Source organism: Mycobacterium sp., from assembly GCF_035314665.1.
GTDB lineage: Bacteria > Actinomycetota > Actinomycetes > Mycobacteriales > Mycobacteriaceae > Mycobacterium.
Genome location: NZ_DATFZD010000441.1, coordinates 1 through 15,742, shown reverse-complemented (window position 1 = coordinate 15,742; position 15,742 = coordinate 1). Strand labels below are relative to the sequence as shown.

The following is a 15,742-nucleotide window of genomic DNA, read 5'->3' as shown; positions in this document are numbered from 1 at the left end:
CAAAAGTCCGTCGCAGTAATAAAGTCTGTTCGATTGCTTAACGCTTTGTGCGACAAGGTAACTAGACCATGTCCTTGTCGGTCAGCCACCGCATGACCGGCCAGCCGACGAACACCGGTAGCCAGCAGGTGAGCACCCGATACAGCAGCACCGACGGCACGGCGACGGCCGCGGGCACGCCGAAGGCGGCGAGCCCACCGATCAGCGCGGCTTCGACGGCGCCGACACCGCCAGGGGTGGGAGCGGCTGAGGCGAGGGTCCCACCGACCATCGTCACCACGGTAACGGCGACGAACGTGACGTCGCCGCCGAAGGCTTGGACGCTGGCCCACAGCGCTATCGCCGAGCCGATAGTCGTTCCGGCACAACCGAGCAGGATCAACCCCAGTCGCTTCGGTTCGCGGGCAAGCGCGACGAGGTCGGTGGTGACCTCCTTGAGCTGTGGCCGCACGTCCGTCGCCAGCCAGCGCCGCAACCTGGGCACGAACAAGAATGTGCCGGCAAGGCCCAGCGCCACGCCCCCGAGCAAGTACAGTAGGGAGGCTTTCGGGACGAAGTGCGACAGGTCGGTTCCCGCACCTGCGGCGGCGCTGAAGAAGATCAGCAACGTGACGTGGACGATCACCTGCACGGCTTGCTGCAGTGCCACCGCCGTGGTGGCTCGCACCGCGCTCATTCCGCCCTTTTGCAGCAACCGCACGCTCAGCGCGAGCCCACCGACGCCTGCCGGGGTGGTGGTCGCGGCAAAAGTGTTGGCTACCTGGGTAACTAAGATTTTCCAGTAGGCCACGGCGCCACCGGCACAGGCCCACAATGTGCCCGCGGCCCCGACATAGGTCATCGCCGAGACAAAGAGCCCCAGCACCGCCCACCAATAGTTCGCCTTGTTCAACTCGGTGAAGAACGTCGGCACCGTGCTGATGAACGGATACGCGACGTAGACTAGCCCGCCGAGCAGGATCAGCTGGATGAGCTGGCCGCGGGTGAACCGGGTGATCGTCTCGGCTTGGATCTTCTCGGCGCCGGTTTGGCGCAGCACCGCGGCGCGGCTGCGGGAGATGACGGCCTTTGGGTCGTTGACCGAGTCCCGGACACGTTTCGGCACAGCGGATTTCGTGAGCCTGCCGGACGCGGTCAGCACGGTGTCTTTGCCCAAAGCGTCGATCGCCGCGTTGACCGCGGATTCGGCGCCGTAGAGCGCCGACGTCGTCACCAGCAGCTGGGCGATGTCGGATTGGAGTTGGTTTTCGGTGGCGCCGTATTCGGCGTTCCCGAACCCGCCGAAAAGAACCGTGCCGTCCTCGACGGTGATCTCCGCGTCGCGCAGATCGCCGTGCGAGATCTGGTGGTCCTGCAGCTTTCGCAGCGATTCCCACACCCGGGTAACCGGCGTCGCCGTCGCGCACTGCTTAAGCGAGGCGCCGCGAATAGGCTTGTGCGCGAATAACGTCCAGCCGCGGTCGAGCGCGCCCACGGCGATCGCCTCGGTGTTGGCGACACCCAGCTCGCAGATGGCGATCGCCATCAGCGCGCGATGCTCGACGGCGCGGCGCATGGACGCCTGAAAGGGCGCGGCCTCGGTGCGGCGCAGCCGCAGCTTGCTCCACAGCTGGCGCAGCGTGCCGCCGCTGCTTTGATGCGGGCCGTACATCTCGATCACCGCGTCGGCGTCTCGGCCATCCGATGAGGCCGACAGCATCAGCGGCCCGGCACCGGCCGGCCGCACCACCGTGAGCCCCGACGCGATGAATCCGCGTTTGTTCAGCGCGCGCACGACGCCGTCCAGCGGCACCTCGAGCGCGGGCGTGCCGCTGATGAGGACCACCAGCGCGCCGACAAACCATCCGACCGCCAGGCCCAACAGTGCGCGGGCCGGCACGACGGCGCTGACCACAAGGTGGATCGGCACGAACGCCAGCAGCAGCCCCCACCACCAGTGCCGCCAGCGCGCGGGCAGCCAGGGGCCTGACACGGTGAGCACCGCGGCGAGCATGCCGATCCAGCGCGGGTCGTCGAGGAATTGCGCCAACACTGTGGGCAGCCGGTCGGTGAGGTCGAAGTGCCATTGCGGCATCGCGATGCGCCTGCCGGTGATCGACAGCGCGAGGATGGCGATGAGCGCGGCGGTCGCGTAGGGGACGATCAGTTTCCATTGCCGGGAAAGGATCAGCCCGATCAGGATCATGAACGGCAGCGCCAGGATTGCGAGGCCGTAGACCAGGTAGACCACATCGGATTGGGTGGGGGTGAGCACCCCGACGATGCGGGAGATGGATTTCTCCAGCTCGTCCCACCGGGTGCGGGTGATCAGCGAACTGGTGATGACGACCGCCAGGAACGCCCCCGATAGCGCGACCCGCAGGATGTCGTTGGTGCGGCGGGTCAGCGGTTGCAGCAGGCTACCGGAAACGGTGACCTCGCGCCCGTCGACCTGCATGGTCCCACGATCCCGTCTGTCAGCAGCCCGTCGCCAACATAACCGCAGACCGGCGCCACTTACCTGATTTGAAGTCGGTGATCCGCGACCAGCTGCGGTTGTCACAGCAGTCACTTCGGGAGGCGAGTGTCGATGTGCCCGCCTTTGAGCGAAAACGCCGGTTCCCCGCGTGTTAATAGGGAGCTCGCAGCCTGGTAAACATCGGGAAGTGCCGAACATTGGTGGTCAGCAGGTCCGCGTCGATGACGATCGCGGTCGCCGCGATCAGGTAGTCGACCGCGCCGATGCCGCTGTGGCTTTTTCGGTACCGACGGGCGAGTTGTCCGGCGAGACGGGCGACATCCTCGGACACCTCCGCCCAACGCAGGGCAGAGCAGAATTCCTCAAACGCGGTGAGCTCCTTGGTTCGGATTCCCGCCAAGAGTTCGAATCGGATTAGCTCGCTTGACACTAAGTCATCGCCGGCGTCGGTCAGCGCCGTGAGTAGATCGACAGCCGCGGACACGCCACGCAGGTGGTCGACGGCGATGGTGGTGTCAACCAGCTTCACGCCAAACCGAGCCGGCTCAAGCGGTCGTCGAGGTTGCCGCGAACCGCGTCGACGTAGTCGGCGCCGGTGAAGTCCCGTCCTCGCCACGAGCCGGCGCTTCGCTTCAGGGCCGCCGTCCGATCTGCCGTGCTTCGACTTCCGTACGTGGTGTGAATTGCCCGACGGATCAGTTCCGATCGGGATGCGCCGGTCGCCCTGGCGGCGCGATCCAGGAGCTCGAGCTCCTCATCGTTCAGCGTGATCTGCGTACGCATGACATCATCTTACATCTTATGATGTAAAAAGGGTTCTTGGCGCCTCGGCGTGGGGAGGTGGACGGCGGGCACCGCCTAGATTCTTAGCTTGGCTCACAGAAATCGCTAGTACCCTCCGCGGGTGGTTGCTGCTGACTAGGGAGGAACGGAAAGTGCCGAGAACCGATAACGACAGCTGGGAGATCACCGAGAGTGTGGGCGCGACGGCGCTGGGTGTGGCCGCGGCCCGCGCGGCGGACACCGAGAGCGACAATCCGCTAATCCACGATCCGTTCGCGCGGGTGTTTCTGGAGGCCGCCGGGGACGGCATGTGGAACTGGTTCGGGAGTTCCGAATTGCCGCCCGAGATCCTGGAGGCCGAGCCCGACGTGCCGCTGCGGATGCAGGGCATGCGCGACTACATGGCTTCGCGGACAATGTTTTTCGATCAATTCTTCCTCGACGCCGCTAATGCTGGTGTGCGGCAGGTGGTGATCCTGGCGGCCGGTTTGGATGCGCGGTCGTGGCGGTTGCCGTGGCCGGACGGGGTGACGGTCTACGAGCTGGATCAGCCCAAGGTGCTGGAGTTCAAGTCGTCGACGTTGGCCGAGCGCGGCGCGCAGCCGACGGCCAATCTGGTCACCGTGCCCGTCGATCTGCGCCACGACTGGCCAACGGCGTTGCGGCAGGCCGGTTTTGACCCTTCCGCGCCGAGCGCGTTCACCGCCGAGGGGCTGTTGCCGTTTCTGCCGGCTGCGGCCCAGGATCTGCTGTTCGAGCGGATTCAGGCGCTGACCGCGCCGGGCAGCCGGGTGGCCGCCGAGTCGCCGGGCCCGGATTTCAACAACCCCGACGCGCGGGAGCGGCAGCGCGCGCAGATGCAGCGCTACCGCGCGCTGGCTGCGCAGCTGGGGCGCGAGGAGCACGATTTTCCCGACTTCGAGGAGTTGTGGTACTTCGAGGACCGCACCGATGTCGGCGACTGGTTGCGCGAGCACGGTTGGGAGGTGTCGGTGCTGAGCACCGAGGAGATGATGGCCCGTTACGACCGGCGCCCGCCGGAGGGCCTTGAGGACGGATCGCCCGATACGTTGTTCGTGTCGGCGAAGAGGGGAGCATGAGCGTGGCGAGAACTGACAACGACACCTGGGAGATCACCGAGAGCGTGGGTGCGACGGCGCTGGGTGTGGCGTCGTCGCGGGCGGCCGAAACGCGCAGCGAGAACCCGTTGATCCGCGATCCGTTTGCGCAGGTTTTCCTCGATGCCGCGGGCGACGGGGTGTGGAATTGGCATTCCGTTGAGCCGCTGCCGGCGGAGGTGCTCGAGGCCGAACCTTTGGTGCCGCTGCAGATGCAGGCGATGGTGAGCTACATGGCTTGCCGGACAGCGTTTTTCGATGGGCTTTTCTTGGACGCCACTCGTGCGGGCATCCGGCAGGCGGTGATCCTGGCGGCGGGTCTGGATGCGCGGTCGTGGCGGTTGCCGTGGCCGGATTGGGTGACGGTCTATGAGCTGGATCAGCCCAAGGTGTTGGACTTCAAGGCGTCGACGTTGCACGAGCATGGGGCCGAGCCGGCCTGCCGCCGGGTCGCGGTGCCGGTGGATCTGCGTCAGGATTGGCCAACCGCGTTGCGGCAGGCCGGTTTTGACGCCTCGGCGCCCAGCGTCTGGTCGGCGGAGGGGCTGACGCCGTATTTGCCTGCGGCGGCTCAAGAATTGCTGCTCGAGCGTATTCACGAGCTGACGGTCGCCGGCAGCCGCGTCGCCGTGGAGGCGCTCAGTGCCGACTTCCTCGACCCCGAGATACGCGCCAAACGGCGCGAGCGGATGGAACGGATACGGGCGGTGATGGCCAAAGCAGACCCGCAGCGCGAACTTCCCCGCAACGACGAACTCTGGTACTTCGAGGAGCGCGAAGACGTCGGGGAGTGGTTTGGCCGCCACGGCTGGAACGTCACGGTGACGACGACGCCGGAGCTGATGGCTAGCCACGACCGCAGGCCGCCCGAAGAGGTGCAGGACACGACGCCGCATAACTTGTTCGTGGCGGCGGAGCGGTTGGAGTCGTAGCGGCTGCTACAAGCAGGCTGGCTCAGTGCCAAAGTGACGGCTATGCAGTAATAGACAGCTATGCGGTCACGAAGGGCTCTCCCCGCTTTGGCGGCGTTGGTGCTTGGCTGCGTGATGTTGACCGGCGCTCCGTTCGCGGTGCGCGCCGACAAGCCTCCGTTCGTCACCAACCCTGCCGGCCACGTCGACACGCTCATTGGCACCGGGTCGAGCGTGACGGGTGGACAGATCAACAACTTCCCCGGCGCCGCCGTGCCGTTCGGGATGGTGCAGTACTCGCCGGACACCACCGACGCCTACGCCGGCTACCACCACGACAACGAGCGCTTCACTGGATTCAGCCTGACCCACGCCTCGGTGGGCTGCCCCGCGTTCGGCGACATCCCGATGCTGCCCACCACCACCCCGATCGGCTCGCAACCCTGGAGCGCCTGGGAGAAGATCGCCCACGACAACACCGAGGTGGGCGTGCCCGGCTACTACACCGCGCGGTTCCCCGACACCGGGGTGACCGCGGAACTGACCGCCACCACCCGCGCCGGCATCGGCCGGTTTCACTACCCGCCCAACGGTAAGCCCGCCCTGTTTAAAGTGCGCTCCGGCGGGTCGCTGGCGGGCAACTCAGCCGCGAACATCGAGATCGGCGGCGATAACACCACGATCACCGGATCGTCGACCAGTCGCGGATTCTGCATGAAGAACAACTCTTACCGAGTGTATTTCGCGATGAAGTTCAGCCGGCCGTTCAATTTCTACGGAACCTGGGACGGCAAGTCGGTATTCGCCGGCGTCCACCGAGCGGATTCGAGTTCGAGCGGGGGATACGCGGCGTTCCCGGCCGGCTCGGTGCTCGAGGTGCGGACCGCGCTGTCCTATATCAGTGTCGACGCAGCGCGAGCGAACCTCGCCGACGAGGGTAAAGCGAGCTTCGACGACGTCCGTGCCGCCGCATCGCGCGAATGGAATGCCGCGCTGTCGCGCATCGCGGTGGTCGGCACCAATATCGGCGAGCTGACAACCTTCTACACCTCCCTCTACCGGTCTTTATTGCACCCCAACACTTTTAACGACGCGGACGGACGCTACCTCGGATTCGACGGCGGCATCCACACCGTGGCCAAGGGGCACACCCAGTACACCAACTTCTCTGACTGGGACTCCTACCGCTGCCTTGCCGCCCTGCAGGCACTGCTCTTTCCCGAGCGGGCCAGCGACATGGCCCAGTCGCTGGTGAACGACGCCGAGCAGAGCGGATCGTTTCCGCGTTGGGCGCTGGCGAATTCGGCGACCGGCGAGATGACCGGAGACAGCGTGGTAGCGCTGATCGTCAACCTCTACATGTTCGGGGCCAAGGACTTTGACCTCAAAAAGGCGCTGTATTACATGCGGAAGGCGGGGACGGACGGCGGTGTCGGGCGGGGCGGCTACGTGGAGCGGCCGGGAATCGCCACCTACATCCAGCACGGCTACGCGCCGCAGACCGATGAGTTCCGCGGCGACCATGGGATCGACGGCGCCTCGACCACGCTGGAGTGGTCGGTCGATGACTTCGCTATTTCGCGATTCGCCGACGCGCTGGACGAGACCGTGATTGCCGCCGAATTCCGCAACCGGACGCGGTACTGGAACAACTTGTTCAATCCGGCGACCGGTTACCTCTCGCCGCGCAGCCCCGAGGGTGCTTTCCTTGTCAGTTCTGGGTTTTCCGGGCCCACATCGGATTTCGGACAGGACGGATTCGAGGAGGGCAACGCCGAGCAGTACGTGTGGTTGGTGCCGCAGAACATCGCCGGCCTGGTGAGCGCCCTCGGCGGCCGGCAGGCAGTGGCCGACCGGTTGGACCGCTTCACCACGGAGCTCAACGCGGGCCCGAACGAGCCCCATCTATGGATCGGGAACGAGCCGGGCTTCGGGGTGCCGTGGCTGTACAACTATCTCGGTCAACCGTGGAAAACCCAGGAGACGGTCGACCGGGTGCGCAGCGACTTGTTCCGCCCCACGCCTGGCGGTGAGCCCGGCAACGACGACCTCGGCGCGCTGTCCAGCTGGTACGTTTGGGCGGCCCTCGGCCTGTACCCGATCACCCCGGGGACAACGCTCCTCACGGTCAACACACCGCTGTTCGATCGTGCTGAGATCGCGCTTCCCGCAGGCAAATCCATCAAAATCTCCGCCCCGGGCGCATCGAACGGCATGAAGTACATCAACGGCCTGAGCATCGACGGCCAACCCACGGATCACACGTTTGTGTCGGACTCGATCATCAGCGCCGGTGGCGACCTCACATTCTCGCTCGCCACCATTCCCAATCGGCTCTGGGGCACGGCTGAGTCCTCCGCGCCCCCGTCGTTCGGTGCGGGCCGCTCGGGGTGACCATGCGCTGATTTGGCGGCCTAGGTTTCTCATTGCTTCTTCGTCGCAATCCTTACTACTATCCGGTATGCCCGAGGCCCAGGAAGAGAAGTCGGCCGAAGCTCCGGAAGAAGAGTCGAAAAGCGCTCGTTGGAAGTTCAGGCTTGTCCTGTTCGTCATTCTTGTAGTGGGCGTGGGCCTGATGTGTGTTCCCGAGGGGAAGGACCTGCACCTGCCCGGCGGGCCGTGGCTGTCCGCGCTGTTAAACAAATATCTGCCCGCGGTGCTGAGCCTGTTCGAGGCGCTAAACAAACATCTGCCCCACGGCTGGCTGTCCGAGCTGCTAAACAAATTCGGCGACGCGATGGTTATCGCCGCGATCCTAGCTTTCGCTGTCGACGGCTATGTCAAACGAACTCTGGTTTCGGAGGTCGCCAAGGACGCTATCGACTTCGCCGTGGGGTATGCGCTGCCGTTCAAGGTCAAGACTCACCTCCGGGACATCCTTCGTCTGCCCTGTGTGCGGCAGAACCTTGTCTTCAAATACGAGTTCCATGAAATGCCATCTTCATCCGAGTATCCCGACCGATATTTCCAGGTCAGGTGCGTCACGTCCTACGAGATTCTGAACCTCACACACGGTCCCATCACCTTCGAGGTCCGCACCTCTGTTCAGAGATCACATCTCCCGGGATTGCCTGCCAACCAGCTGTGTCGACTGCACCTGCCCACGATGGGCGTGGATAAGTCAGCAGAGCAGCTCAAAGCGCTGGCAGAGAAACAGCGCAAAAAGGTGGATGCCAACTTCATCCCCTACGACACGGTTACCTGGAAGGTGAATATTCAACCTGGCGACGAGAACGTGTTGCCGGTAGAAACTGTGCGTATCTCCTACCATCGCCTCGAAGACAGCATCTTTCTCGATCTGCTCCGACCGCCCAGCCTTGGTCTCGACTTGCACGCCACAGCACCGGCGGATTACAAATTCGAGGCCAGTTTTGGCGCCGCGGGGGCCGTCATTACTCACCACGAAGCGGGGTCTTGGAGCTGGCATGTGCCGGACGTTCAGCTACCGGGCAGCCATCTGTATCTGACATGGCAGCGGCCTTCGATGGATGTTGCTAGCACGCAAACGACAAGCACCGCTGCGCCCAGCGCCGAGCACGCCTAAACGGGATCCGACGGATGGAAGACACGTTTGGCGACGCGATGGCGGATCGGGTCGGCCGGTGACAGACGCCTGGTGGTGTGAGCATGCCTGGCTCGGTGGTACCAATGTCGCCGATCGCGTACTGATCTCGGTCGCCGACGGCCGGATCGAAGACCTGCGCGCCGATGCCGAACCGGTGCCAGGGGCGCGACGGCTCACCGGCCTCGTGGTGCCCGGCCTGGCCAACGTCCACTCGCATGCGTTTCACCGGGCGCTCCGCTCGCGCACTCAACGCGACCGCGGATCGTTCTGGACCTGGCGCAACCTGATGTATCACGCGGTGGACCGACTCAATCCTGATCGCTACCGGGCATTGGCCCGGGCGGTGTACGCGGAAATGGCGCTGGCCGGAATCACTGCGGTCGGCGAATTCCACTATCTGCACCACGACGTCGGCGGAGCGCCCTACTCTGACCCGAATGCTATGGGGCACGCCGTGATCGAGGGCGCCGCCAACGCTGGTATCCGTATGACGCTGCTCGACACGTGCTACCTGTCCGCCGCGCCGGACGGCACGCCCTTGGCCGACGGTCCACAGCGCCGGTTCGGGGATGGCACTGGCGAGCGCTGGGCCCAGCGGGTGACGGCATTGAGCTCTGAATGCGCCGACAGGCCCGATGTGCTGATCGGCGCGGCGTTGCACTCGGTGCGCGCCGTTCCGCTCGACGATATCCCTGCCGTGGTCGAATGGGCAGCGGCACAGCGTGTTCCGCTACATGTGCACTCCTCGGAGCAGCCCGCAGAGGTCGAGCAGTCGCTGGCCGTCTACGGCCGCACCCCCACCGGGGTCCTTCGCGATGTCGGTGCGCTCGGTCCCCGGACCACAGCCGTACACGTCACCCACCTCACCGCTGACGATGTGACCGACCTCGATCAGACTGCAACGGGGGTGTGCTTCTGCCCGACAACGGAACGCGACCTTGGTGACGGAATTGGGCCCGCCCCAGCGCTTTTGGCCGGGCGCGGGCTTTTTAGCCTTGGGTCCGATAGCCATGCAGTGATCGACCTTTTCGAGGAAGCCCGCGCTGTCGAACTCGATGAGCGGCTGGCCAGCGGACAGCGCGGCATCATCACTGCCGAGCGGCTGCTGCGCGCCGCCACCGCCGACGGCCACGCTGCATTGGGTTGGCCTGATGCCGGTCGGCTCGCTGTCGGATCGCGCGCCGACTTCGTCGCGGTCGACGTCAATTCTGTCCGCACCGCAGGCGGCGGACCGACGGTCGAGAACGTCGTGTTCGCCGCCACTGCCAACGACGTGACCGACGTGGTGGTCGACGGCCGCACCGTCGTCGCTGACGGCACACACGTCAACGTCCCGAATGTAGCGTCCGAATTAGCCAGCGCCATAACCGATCTGATGGACGTCGACTCTGGACATCAGACGCCCACCCGATGACCGTCCTGTACACAGACATCGGCGAGCTTGTCACCAACGATCCTGCCCATGGGGCCGGCGGCCCGCTCGGCATCATCCCCGACGCGGCGATCGTCGTCGACGGCGCGCACATCGCGTGGGTCGGTAGCCGCGCCGATGCCCCCGACGCCGACGTTCGGGTTCGCTGGGACGGCACCGCCGTCATCCCTGGGTTTGTGGACAGCCATACCCATCTGGTGTTCGCCGGTGATCGGTCCGCGGAGTTCGCGGCCCGGATGAGCGGCGAGCCCTATGGCGCTGGTGGCATCGCCGCGACCGTGGCAGCCACCAGGGCCGCGGACGACGCGACATTGCACGCAAGTGTCGGACGCCTCGCGGGCGAGCTGCTGCGGGCGGGCGTCACCACGTTCGAGACCAAGAGCGGCTACGGGCTGAACGTCGTCGACGAGGCGCGTTGCCTGCGGATTGCCGGATCGGTCACCGACCAGACGACCTTCCTCGGCGCACACATCGTGCCCGTGGAGTTCGGTGACGACCGCGACGGCTACGTCGATCTGGTCGCCGGGTCGATGTTGCAGGCGTGCGCGCCTCTGGCCGCCTGGATCGATGTGTTCTGCGAACGCGGCGCCTTCGACGTCGACGAAGCTCGCCACATTCTGACCGCGGGAATGGCGGCAGGCCTCACGCCGCGATTGCATGCTGGCCAGCTGGGACCTGGTGCGGGGATCCAGCTCGCGGTCGAACTAGGCGCGGCGTCGGTCGACCACTGCACCTACGCCTCCGACGCCGATGTCGAGGCGCTCGCCGGCGCATCCCAGGCCGAAGACGGCACGGTCGCCACCCTGCTACCTGGCGCGGAGTTCTCCACCCGTGCGCGCTGGCCGGACGGGAGGCGACTGCTCGACGCCGGTGTGACCGTCGCGTTGGCCACGGACTGCAACCCGGGCAGCTCCTTCACCACCAGCATGTCGTTCTGTATCGCGGTAGCCGTGCGCGACATGAATTTCACTCCGGCCGAGGCGATCTGGTCGGCCACCGCGGGCGGTGCGGCAGCGTTGCGGCGTCCCGATATCGGGACGCTCGCCGTCGGGCGACGCGCCGACTTCGTGCGGCTGAACGCCCCCTCCTACATCCACCTGGCCTATCGGCCTGGTGTGCCGCTGATTCGCGACGTGGTCAAAGGCGGACAGCATTTCCGGTGACTTTCGTTCCCCCCTGGAGTTGATGGCCAGCTACGACCGCAGGCCGCCCGAAGAGGTGCAGGACACTGCACCGCACAACTTGTTCGTGTCCGCGCAGAGGACGTAGCGCGGCTGTCTGTCGCCGGACGGTCGAGTCGTCAAGGACCTTTGCCTCTGGCGTATCAAATGGTCCTCGTGTGAGCTTGAGACTCAAGGAGGTTGCACATGGGGAGTGAAAAGAGCGCTGGCGGACGCATCGGGATTGCTGTCGCAGCGACTGTCGGCGTGGCATTGGCGTGGTTGGTGGTGTTGCCGAGGGTCTTTCGACGAAACCGGGACCGGATGCTCAAGATCGGCCCGTTCAAGAAGGCCATAACGAGGTATAACAACATGACCCGCAACTTCTCCGGAAGTCCGCGGTCGTCGTGGGGCCTGCTGACCCACGTGGGCCGCCGTAGCGGGCTTAGCTACCAAACATCGTTGGGCACGTGCGCCTACGGTGATGGGTTCCTGCTGCCGTTGGGTTACGGCCCTCACACCGACTGGTACCGAAACCTGATGGCCGCCGGGACAGGCACGCTTACCTGGAAAGGACACAACTTCCAGCTGGAGCGGCCTGAGCTGATTTCCGGGCCTGATGCGATGCGGGCATGGCGTATGCCGGAGCGGATCCTGCTGCGCCTGGCCGGAATACATGACTTCGTGTGGCTGCACGCCGTAACGGATCAGGCTGAGGCGTCGCCGCCGGCTGAATCCGCGCTGGAACACACATCGCGGTAACCACGAGTGGGGCCCGCTCAGCGGCTTCGAACCGCGCGACGACGCTTAAACAAGGTGCACGATTCGGTGAGCACCGGCTCATAGGTGACGTCGCTGCATTCGCACTCCCATGTGGTGTGCCGACCGCAGGAACACGGCATGCTTCCGACGAGCATGTGTCCCGGCAGCAGCCAGTGGCCCCGCATACAGCGGTGCGGTCGTCTGTCCATTTGTGTCCCCCAATGGAGCCGACGCGGTCGTCGACATCCTTAATCACAACCATCACACTGGCATCCCTGGTATCGCGAATACAGGGTGGTTGCCGGATCGTTATGGTTTGGTGTCCTGCCGCGGGCGTGTCGTTGTCCTGATGCCGCCGTCGCCCGCGGTATCGGACGGCCCCACGAGCCCCCGGAGCGGCACCTGGTGTTTTCTGCCACGATTGGCCTCAGCGCGGCTTTTCGCAGGGCTCGAGCGGGTACACCGGGTCAATGAACGAGTTGAAGTTTCTGGAGTTGCACGGCGATCGGGTCGCTTACCGCGACGACGGTGACGGGGAAGTCCTGCTGCTGATCCACGGCATGGCGAGAAGTTCGGACAGCTGGCGGTCCGTATTACCGCAGCTGTCGAAGAAATTCCGGGTGATCGCGCCAGACCTGCTGGGCCACGGCGAGTCGGCGAAACCCCGCAGCGACTACTCGCTGGGCGCATTCGCGGTGTGGCTGCGCGATTTCCTCGACGAACTGGGTGTCAGCCACGCCACGGTGGTCGGCCACTCGCTCGGCGGTGGTGTCGCCATGCAGTTCGTCTACCAGCACCCCGATTACGTCAAGCGGTTGGTCCTGATCAGCAGCGGCGGGCTGGGCCCCGATGTCGGATTGATACTGCGGCTGCTTTCGGCGCCCGGAGCGGAGCTGGTGCTGCCGGTCATTGCGCCCAAGCCGGTGCTCGATGTCGGCAACAAGCTGCGGTCATGGTTGCGGTCCGCCGGCGTTCATTCGCCGCGGGGTGCGGAGTTGTGGAGCGCGTACTCGTCGCTGTCAGATCGCGACACCCGGGCGTCCTTCCTGCGGACGCTGCGGTCTGTGGTCGATTACCGCGGGCAGGCGGTCAGTGCGCTGAACCGGCTGAGCCTGCGCGAGGACCTACCGATCATGGCGATCTGGGGCGATCGGGACAGCATCATTCCCGTCGACCACGCCTATGCCGCGCACGAGGCGCGCACCGACAGCCGACTCGAGGTGCTGCCCCATGTCGGTCACTTCCCGCAGGTAGAGGCACCCAACGAGGTGGTCGAGCTGATCGAGGACTTCATCGCGACAACCAGCGAGACTCGCGACGTGGGGAGTCCGGAGCTGAGCTCGTAGTCCGGCTCAAGCGGGGCACCTAGCCGTTGAGTGGCATAATGATGGCATGAACCGCATACGCTTGAGTACGACTGTGGATCCCCAACTCCTCGGGAGTGCACGGAGCGTGCGGTCGGGAATCACCGACGCCGCCCTCATCGACGAGGCCCTGGCGGCACTGCTCGCCCAGCACCGATCCGCTCAGGTCGACGCCGCCTACGCGGCCTATGACGAGCACCCAGCTGATGAGCCGGACGAGTGGGGCGACCTGGCATCGTGGCGGCGGGCGGCGGGCGCCTCGTGAGTGTGCTGCCCGCTCGCGGTGAGGTGTGGTGGTGCGAATTGGCTGAGATCGGCCGCCGTCCGGTGGTTGTCCTGTCGCGTGACGCCGCGATCCCGCGGCTGCGACGCGCCCTCGTCGCACCCTGCACGACAACCATCCGGGGACTTGCCAGCGAGGTTGTCCTTGAGCCGGGGCTCGACCCGATCCCGCGCCGCTCGGCGGCCAACCTGGACTCAGTCGAGAGCGTCTCGGTCGCAGTCTTGGTCAGTCGACTTGGCTGGCTTGCCGATACCCGGATGCGTGAGATCTGCGGAGCCCTCGAGGTCGCGGTCGACTGCACTGGCTGATCTGAATCGCTGCAATCGCTACGAGAAGCGCGGCCGGGCGGCGGGGAGATGTTTCTCGCCTAAGTCCAGCCTGACCGCAGGGTGCCGGGCGTCCACGCCGGCCAGGCCGACGCGCCGATGAGGAAGCCGTCGTTCATCTGCGCGATGATGCGCGGGCCTTCGAGCCCGCTGTTGTCGTACACGGTTGTCGAATCGCATCGGCCGATCGCGGCGGCGACGAGCCCCCAAAGACGTTGGTAGCGTTCGCGAATCTTATCCTCGGGCACATCGTGTCCGCCGGCGCTGACCCGGTGCCGGACCCGCTCGACCGCAAGGTCCTCGGGGATCAGCAGGACATGCAGGACGATCGTGTAGTCCGCCGCGCGGGCGGCATCGATCAGTTCCAGCTTGGACGGATGGGAGAACACCGTCTCGGCGATGAACGATGCGCCCAGCTCGATGAGCTTGGCCCTCGTCTCGGCCGCCACCCGCGCGGCCTGATACGCATGCGAGACGTGGTCATCGGGCCAGCGTTGTCGGGCGATCTCGTCGGCGTTCACGAAGGCGCTGCCGGGCAGCAGTGGCGCCAGGGTGAATTCGACGAACGTCGACTTGCCGGCTCCGTTGGGTCCGACGACCAGATCGAGCCGCTTCATCGGGTGGGCGCGGCGCTGGCCTTCCTGCGTCGTGGCGCTTTCCGTTTGGTGGTCAGCACGACCGAGGACCCATCAGGGCGGTGCTCGACGATGTCACCGTTGTCGTCGAGGGCCACGGTGGTGATGCCGCGCTCGGCCAGCAGGGTCCCGTAATGCGATTCCGCGAGTTTCTCTTGGACGGCCGCTGCGATCTCGGCGTTGAACACCGCGCCCTCTTCGACGCTCAGCTCGCGCAGCTCCAGATCGCCGGTCAGCGCGGCCTCGACCCGGCGCCGGGCCGCTGTCTGCTGACTCGACACCGCGCGACCCACCCGCGCCCAGTGGTCGAGCTGCTGCTTGGCCGAGCGGCTTTGTCGCGCACCCTCGGCGGCCGCGCTGTCCATCAGGTCGGCGGCGACGCGGGTCACTCGATCAGCGGTGTTCGCCATGACGCCTCCTGCTGTAGCAACCTGCTACAACTGTAGCAGATTGCAACACCTCAACGCCCCGGTCTGAAGCGTGCTAGGGCATCAATGCCGACAAGCAGGGGAAGTCCTCCTGCTGATCCACGGCATGGCCGGAAGTTCGGACAGCTGCCGGTCCGTTACCCAACAAGGTGGTCGAGCTGATCGAGGACTTCACCGCGACCACCGACCGCCGGGATGTCGGCAGCCCACAACTGAGCTCCTAATCCGGGCCAAGCCCAGCCGCCGGGCCGTGGTGGGAGCGTGGCTGAGCGTGATCGGGTCGAATCAGGCCTACGCCGAAGTGCTTGCCCGCGTGATTCTTTGAGCAACACGCGGTGGTCGCTGACACGCTGCCCGGAACCACCCGGTCGTTTGGTTGAAGCTGTTCCAGCAGGGAAGCCCCCTGCGGCAGAGGAGAGTTGCTTCAGGGCTTCTATGAATATGTTTTCACCTGACAACCGCCGATTCGTTGTACGCTCGCCGAGCCACCTCTGCCCGGGTGAGGAGTTGCGGTGCG

The 15,742-nt window shown here is 65.5% G+C and carries 13 protein-coding genes and 2 pseudogenes; 10 read left to right on the top strand and 5 right to left on the bottom strand.

Annotated features, from left to right (window positions below; all coding sequences use genetic code 11):
- Nucleotides 1-61: 61 nt before the first annotated feature.
- The 3 genes from VKI00_RS32175 to VKI00_RS32165 all read right to left on the bottom strand — a co-directional run bounded on the left by VKI00_RS32175 (nucleotide 62) and on the right by VKI00_RS32165 (nucleotide 3,241).
- On the bottom strand, nucleotides 62-2,437 hold the full coding sequence (locus VKI00_RS32175) for a lysylphosphatidylglycerol synthase transmembrane domain-containing protein (RefSeq protein ID WP_324447314.1): 2,376 nt from the start codon (nucleotides 2,435-2,437) through the stop codon (nucleotides 62-64).
- 172 nt (nucleotides 2,438-2,609) lie between these two features.
- Nucleotides 2,610-2,987, bottom strand: coding sequence for a type II toxin-antitoxin system VapC family toxin (locus VKI00_RS32170; RefSeq protein WP_324447312.1), 378 nt, complete (start codon nucleotides 2,985-2,987; stop codon nucleotides 2,610-2,612).
- Entirely contained in the window at nucleotides 2,984-3,241 is a 258-nt protein-coding gene (locus VKI00_RS32165) for a CopG family transcriptional regulator (RefSeq protein WP_324447310.1), read from the bottom strand. The genes VKI00_RS32170 and VKI00_RS32165 overlap by 4 nt, the downstream gene beginning before the upstream one ends.
- Nucleotides 3,242-3,393: 152 nt before the next feature.
- Here VKI00_RS32165 and VKI00_RS32160 point away from each other — a divergent pair, with 152 nt between their 5' ends.
- From VKI00_RS32160 to VKI00_RS32115, 10 genes and pseudogenes are all read left to right on the top strand, one after another.
- Complete coding sequence (locus tag VKI00_RS32160; RefSeq protein ID WP_324447308.1) at nucleotides 3,394-4,341, top strand: class I SAM-dependent methyltransferase; 948 nt, start codon at nucleotides 3,394-3,396, stop codon at nucleotides 4,339-4,341.
- 2 nt (nucleotides 4,342-4,343) lie between these two features.
- The gene (locus VKI00_RS32155; RefSeq protein ID WP_324447306.1) at nucleotides 4,344-5,291 is read left to right on the top strand and encodes a class I SAM-dependent methyltransferase; all 948 of its coding nucleotides are present in this window, start codon (nucleotides 4,344-4,346) and stop codon (nucleotides 5,289-5,291) included.
- Nucleotides 5,292-5,351: 60 nt separating this feature from the next.
- A pseudogene (locus VKI00_RS32150) lies at nucleotides 5,352-7,658 on the top strand (GH92 family glycosyl hydrolase); the annotation flags it as partial.
- Between the two features lie 73 nt (nucleotides 7,659-7,731).
- The gene (locus VKI00_RS32145; RefSeq protein WP_324447304.1) at nucleotides 7,732-8,814 is read left to right on the top strand and encodes a hypothetical protein; all 1,083 of its coding nucleotides are present in this window, start codon (nucleotides 7,732-7,734) and stop codon (nucleotides 8,812-8,814) included.
- Nucleotides 8,815-8,872: 58 nt separating this feature from the next.
- Nucleotides 8,873-10,249: a formimidoylglutamate deiminase gene (locus tag VKI00_RS32140; protein ID WP_324447302.1), complete on the top strand. Its 1,377-nt coding sequence runs from the start codon at nucleotides 8,873-8,875 to the stop codon at nucleotides 10,247-10,249.
- The gene (gene hutI / locus VKI00_RS32135) at nucleotides 10,246-11,430 is read left to right on the top strand and encodes an imidazolonepropionase (RefSeq protein WP_324447300.1); all 1,185 of its coding nucleotides are present in this window, start codon (nucleotides 10,246-10,248) and stop codon (nucleotides 11,428-11,430) included. Before VKI00_RS32140 ends, hutI begins: the two co-directional genes overlap by 4 nt.
- A 204-nt stretch (nucleotides 11,431-11,634) precedes the next feature.
- Nucleotides 11,635-12,189: a nitroreductase family deazaflavin-dependent oxidoreductase gene (locus VKI00_RS32130; RefSeq protein ID WP_324447298.1), complete on the top strand. Its 555-nt coding sequence runs from the start codon at nucleotides 11,635-11,637 to the stop codon at nucleotides 12,187-12,189.
- Nucleotides 12,190-12,659: 470 nt separating this feature from the next.
- Complete coding sequence (locus VKI00_RS32125; RefSeq protein WP_324447296.1) at nucleotides 12,660-13,535, top strand: alpha/beta fold hydrolase; 876 nt, start codon at nucleotides 12,660-12,662, stop codon at nucleotides 13,533-13,535.
- Between the two features lie 31 nt (nucleotides 13,536-13,566).
- Nucleotides 13,567-13,818: pseudogene (locus VKI00_RS32120) on the top strand (antitoxin); the annotation flags it as partial.
- On the top strand, nucleotides 13,815-14,144 hold the full coding sequence (locus tag VKI00_RS32115; protein WP_324447294.1) for a type II toxin-antitoxin system PemK/MazF family toxin: 330 nt from the start codon (nucleotides 13,815-13,817) through the stop codon (nucleotides 14,142-14,144). The pseudogene VKI00_RS32120 and the gene VKI00_RS32115, both read left to right, overlap by 4 nt.
- Nucleotides 14,145-14,203: 59 nt before the next feature.
- On the opposite strand, the gene VKI00_RS32110 is transcribed toward VKI00_RS32115, so the two are convergent.
- The gene (locus VKI00_RS32110; RefSeq protein ID WP_324447292.1) at nucleotides 14,204-14,779 is read right to left on the bottom strand and encodes a zeta toxin family protein; all 576 of its coding nucleotides are present in this window, start codon (nucleotides 14,777-14,779) and stop codon (nucleotides 14,204-14,206) included.
- Entirely contained in the window at nucleotides 14,776-15,207 is a 432-nt protein-coding gene (locus tag VKI00_RS32105) for a TA system antitoxin ParD family protein (protein ID WP_324447290.1), read from the bottom strand. Before VKI00_RS32105 ends, VKI00_RS32110 begins: the two co-directional genes overlap by 4 nt.
- Between the last annotated feature and the right edge of the window lie 535 nt (nucleotides 15,208-15,742).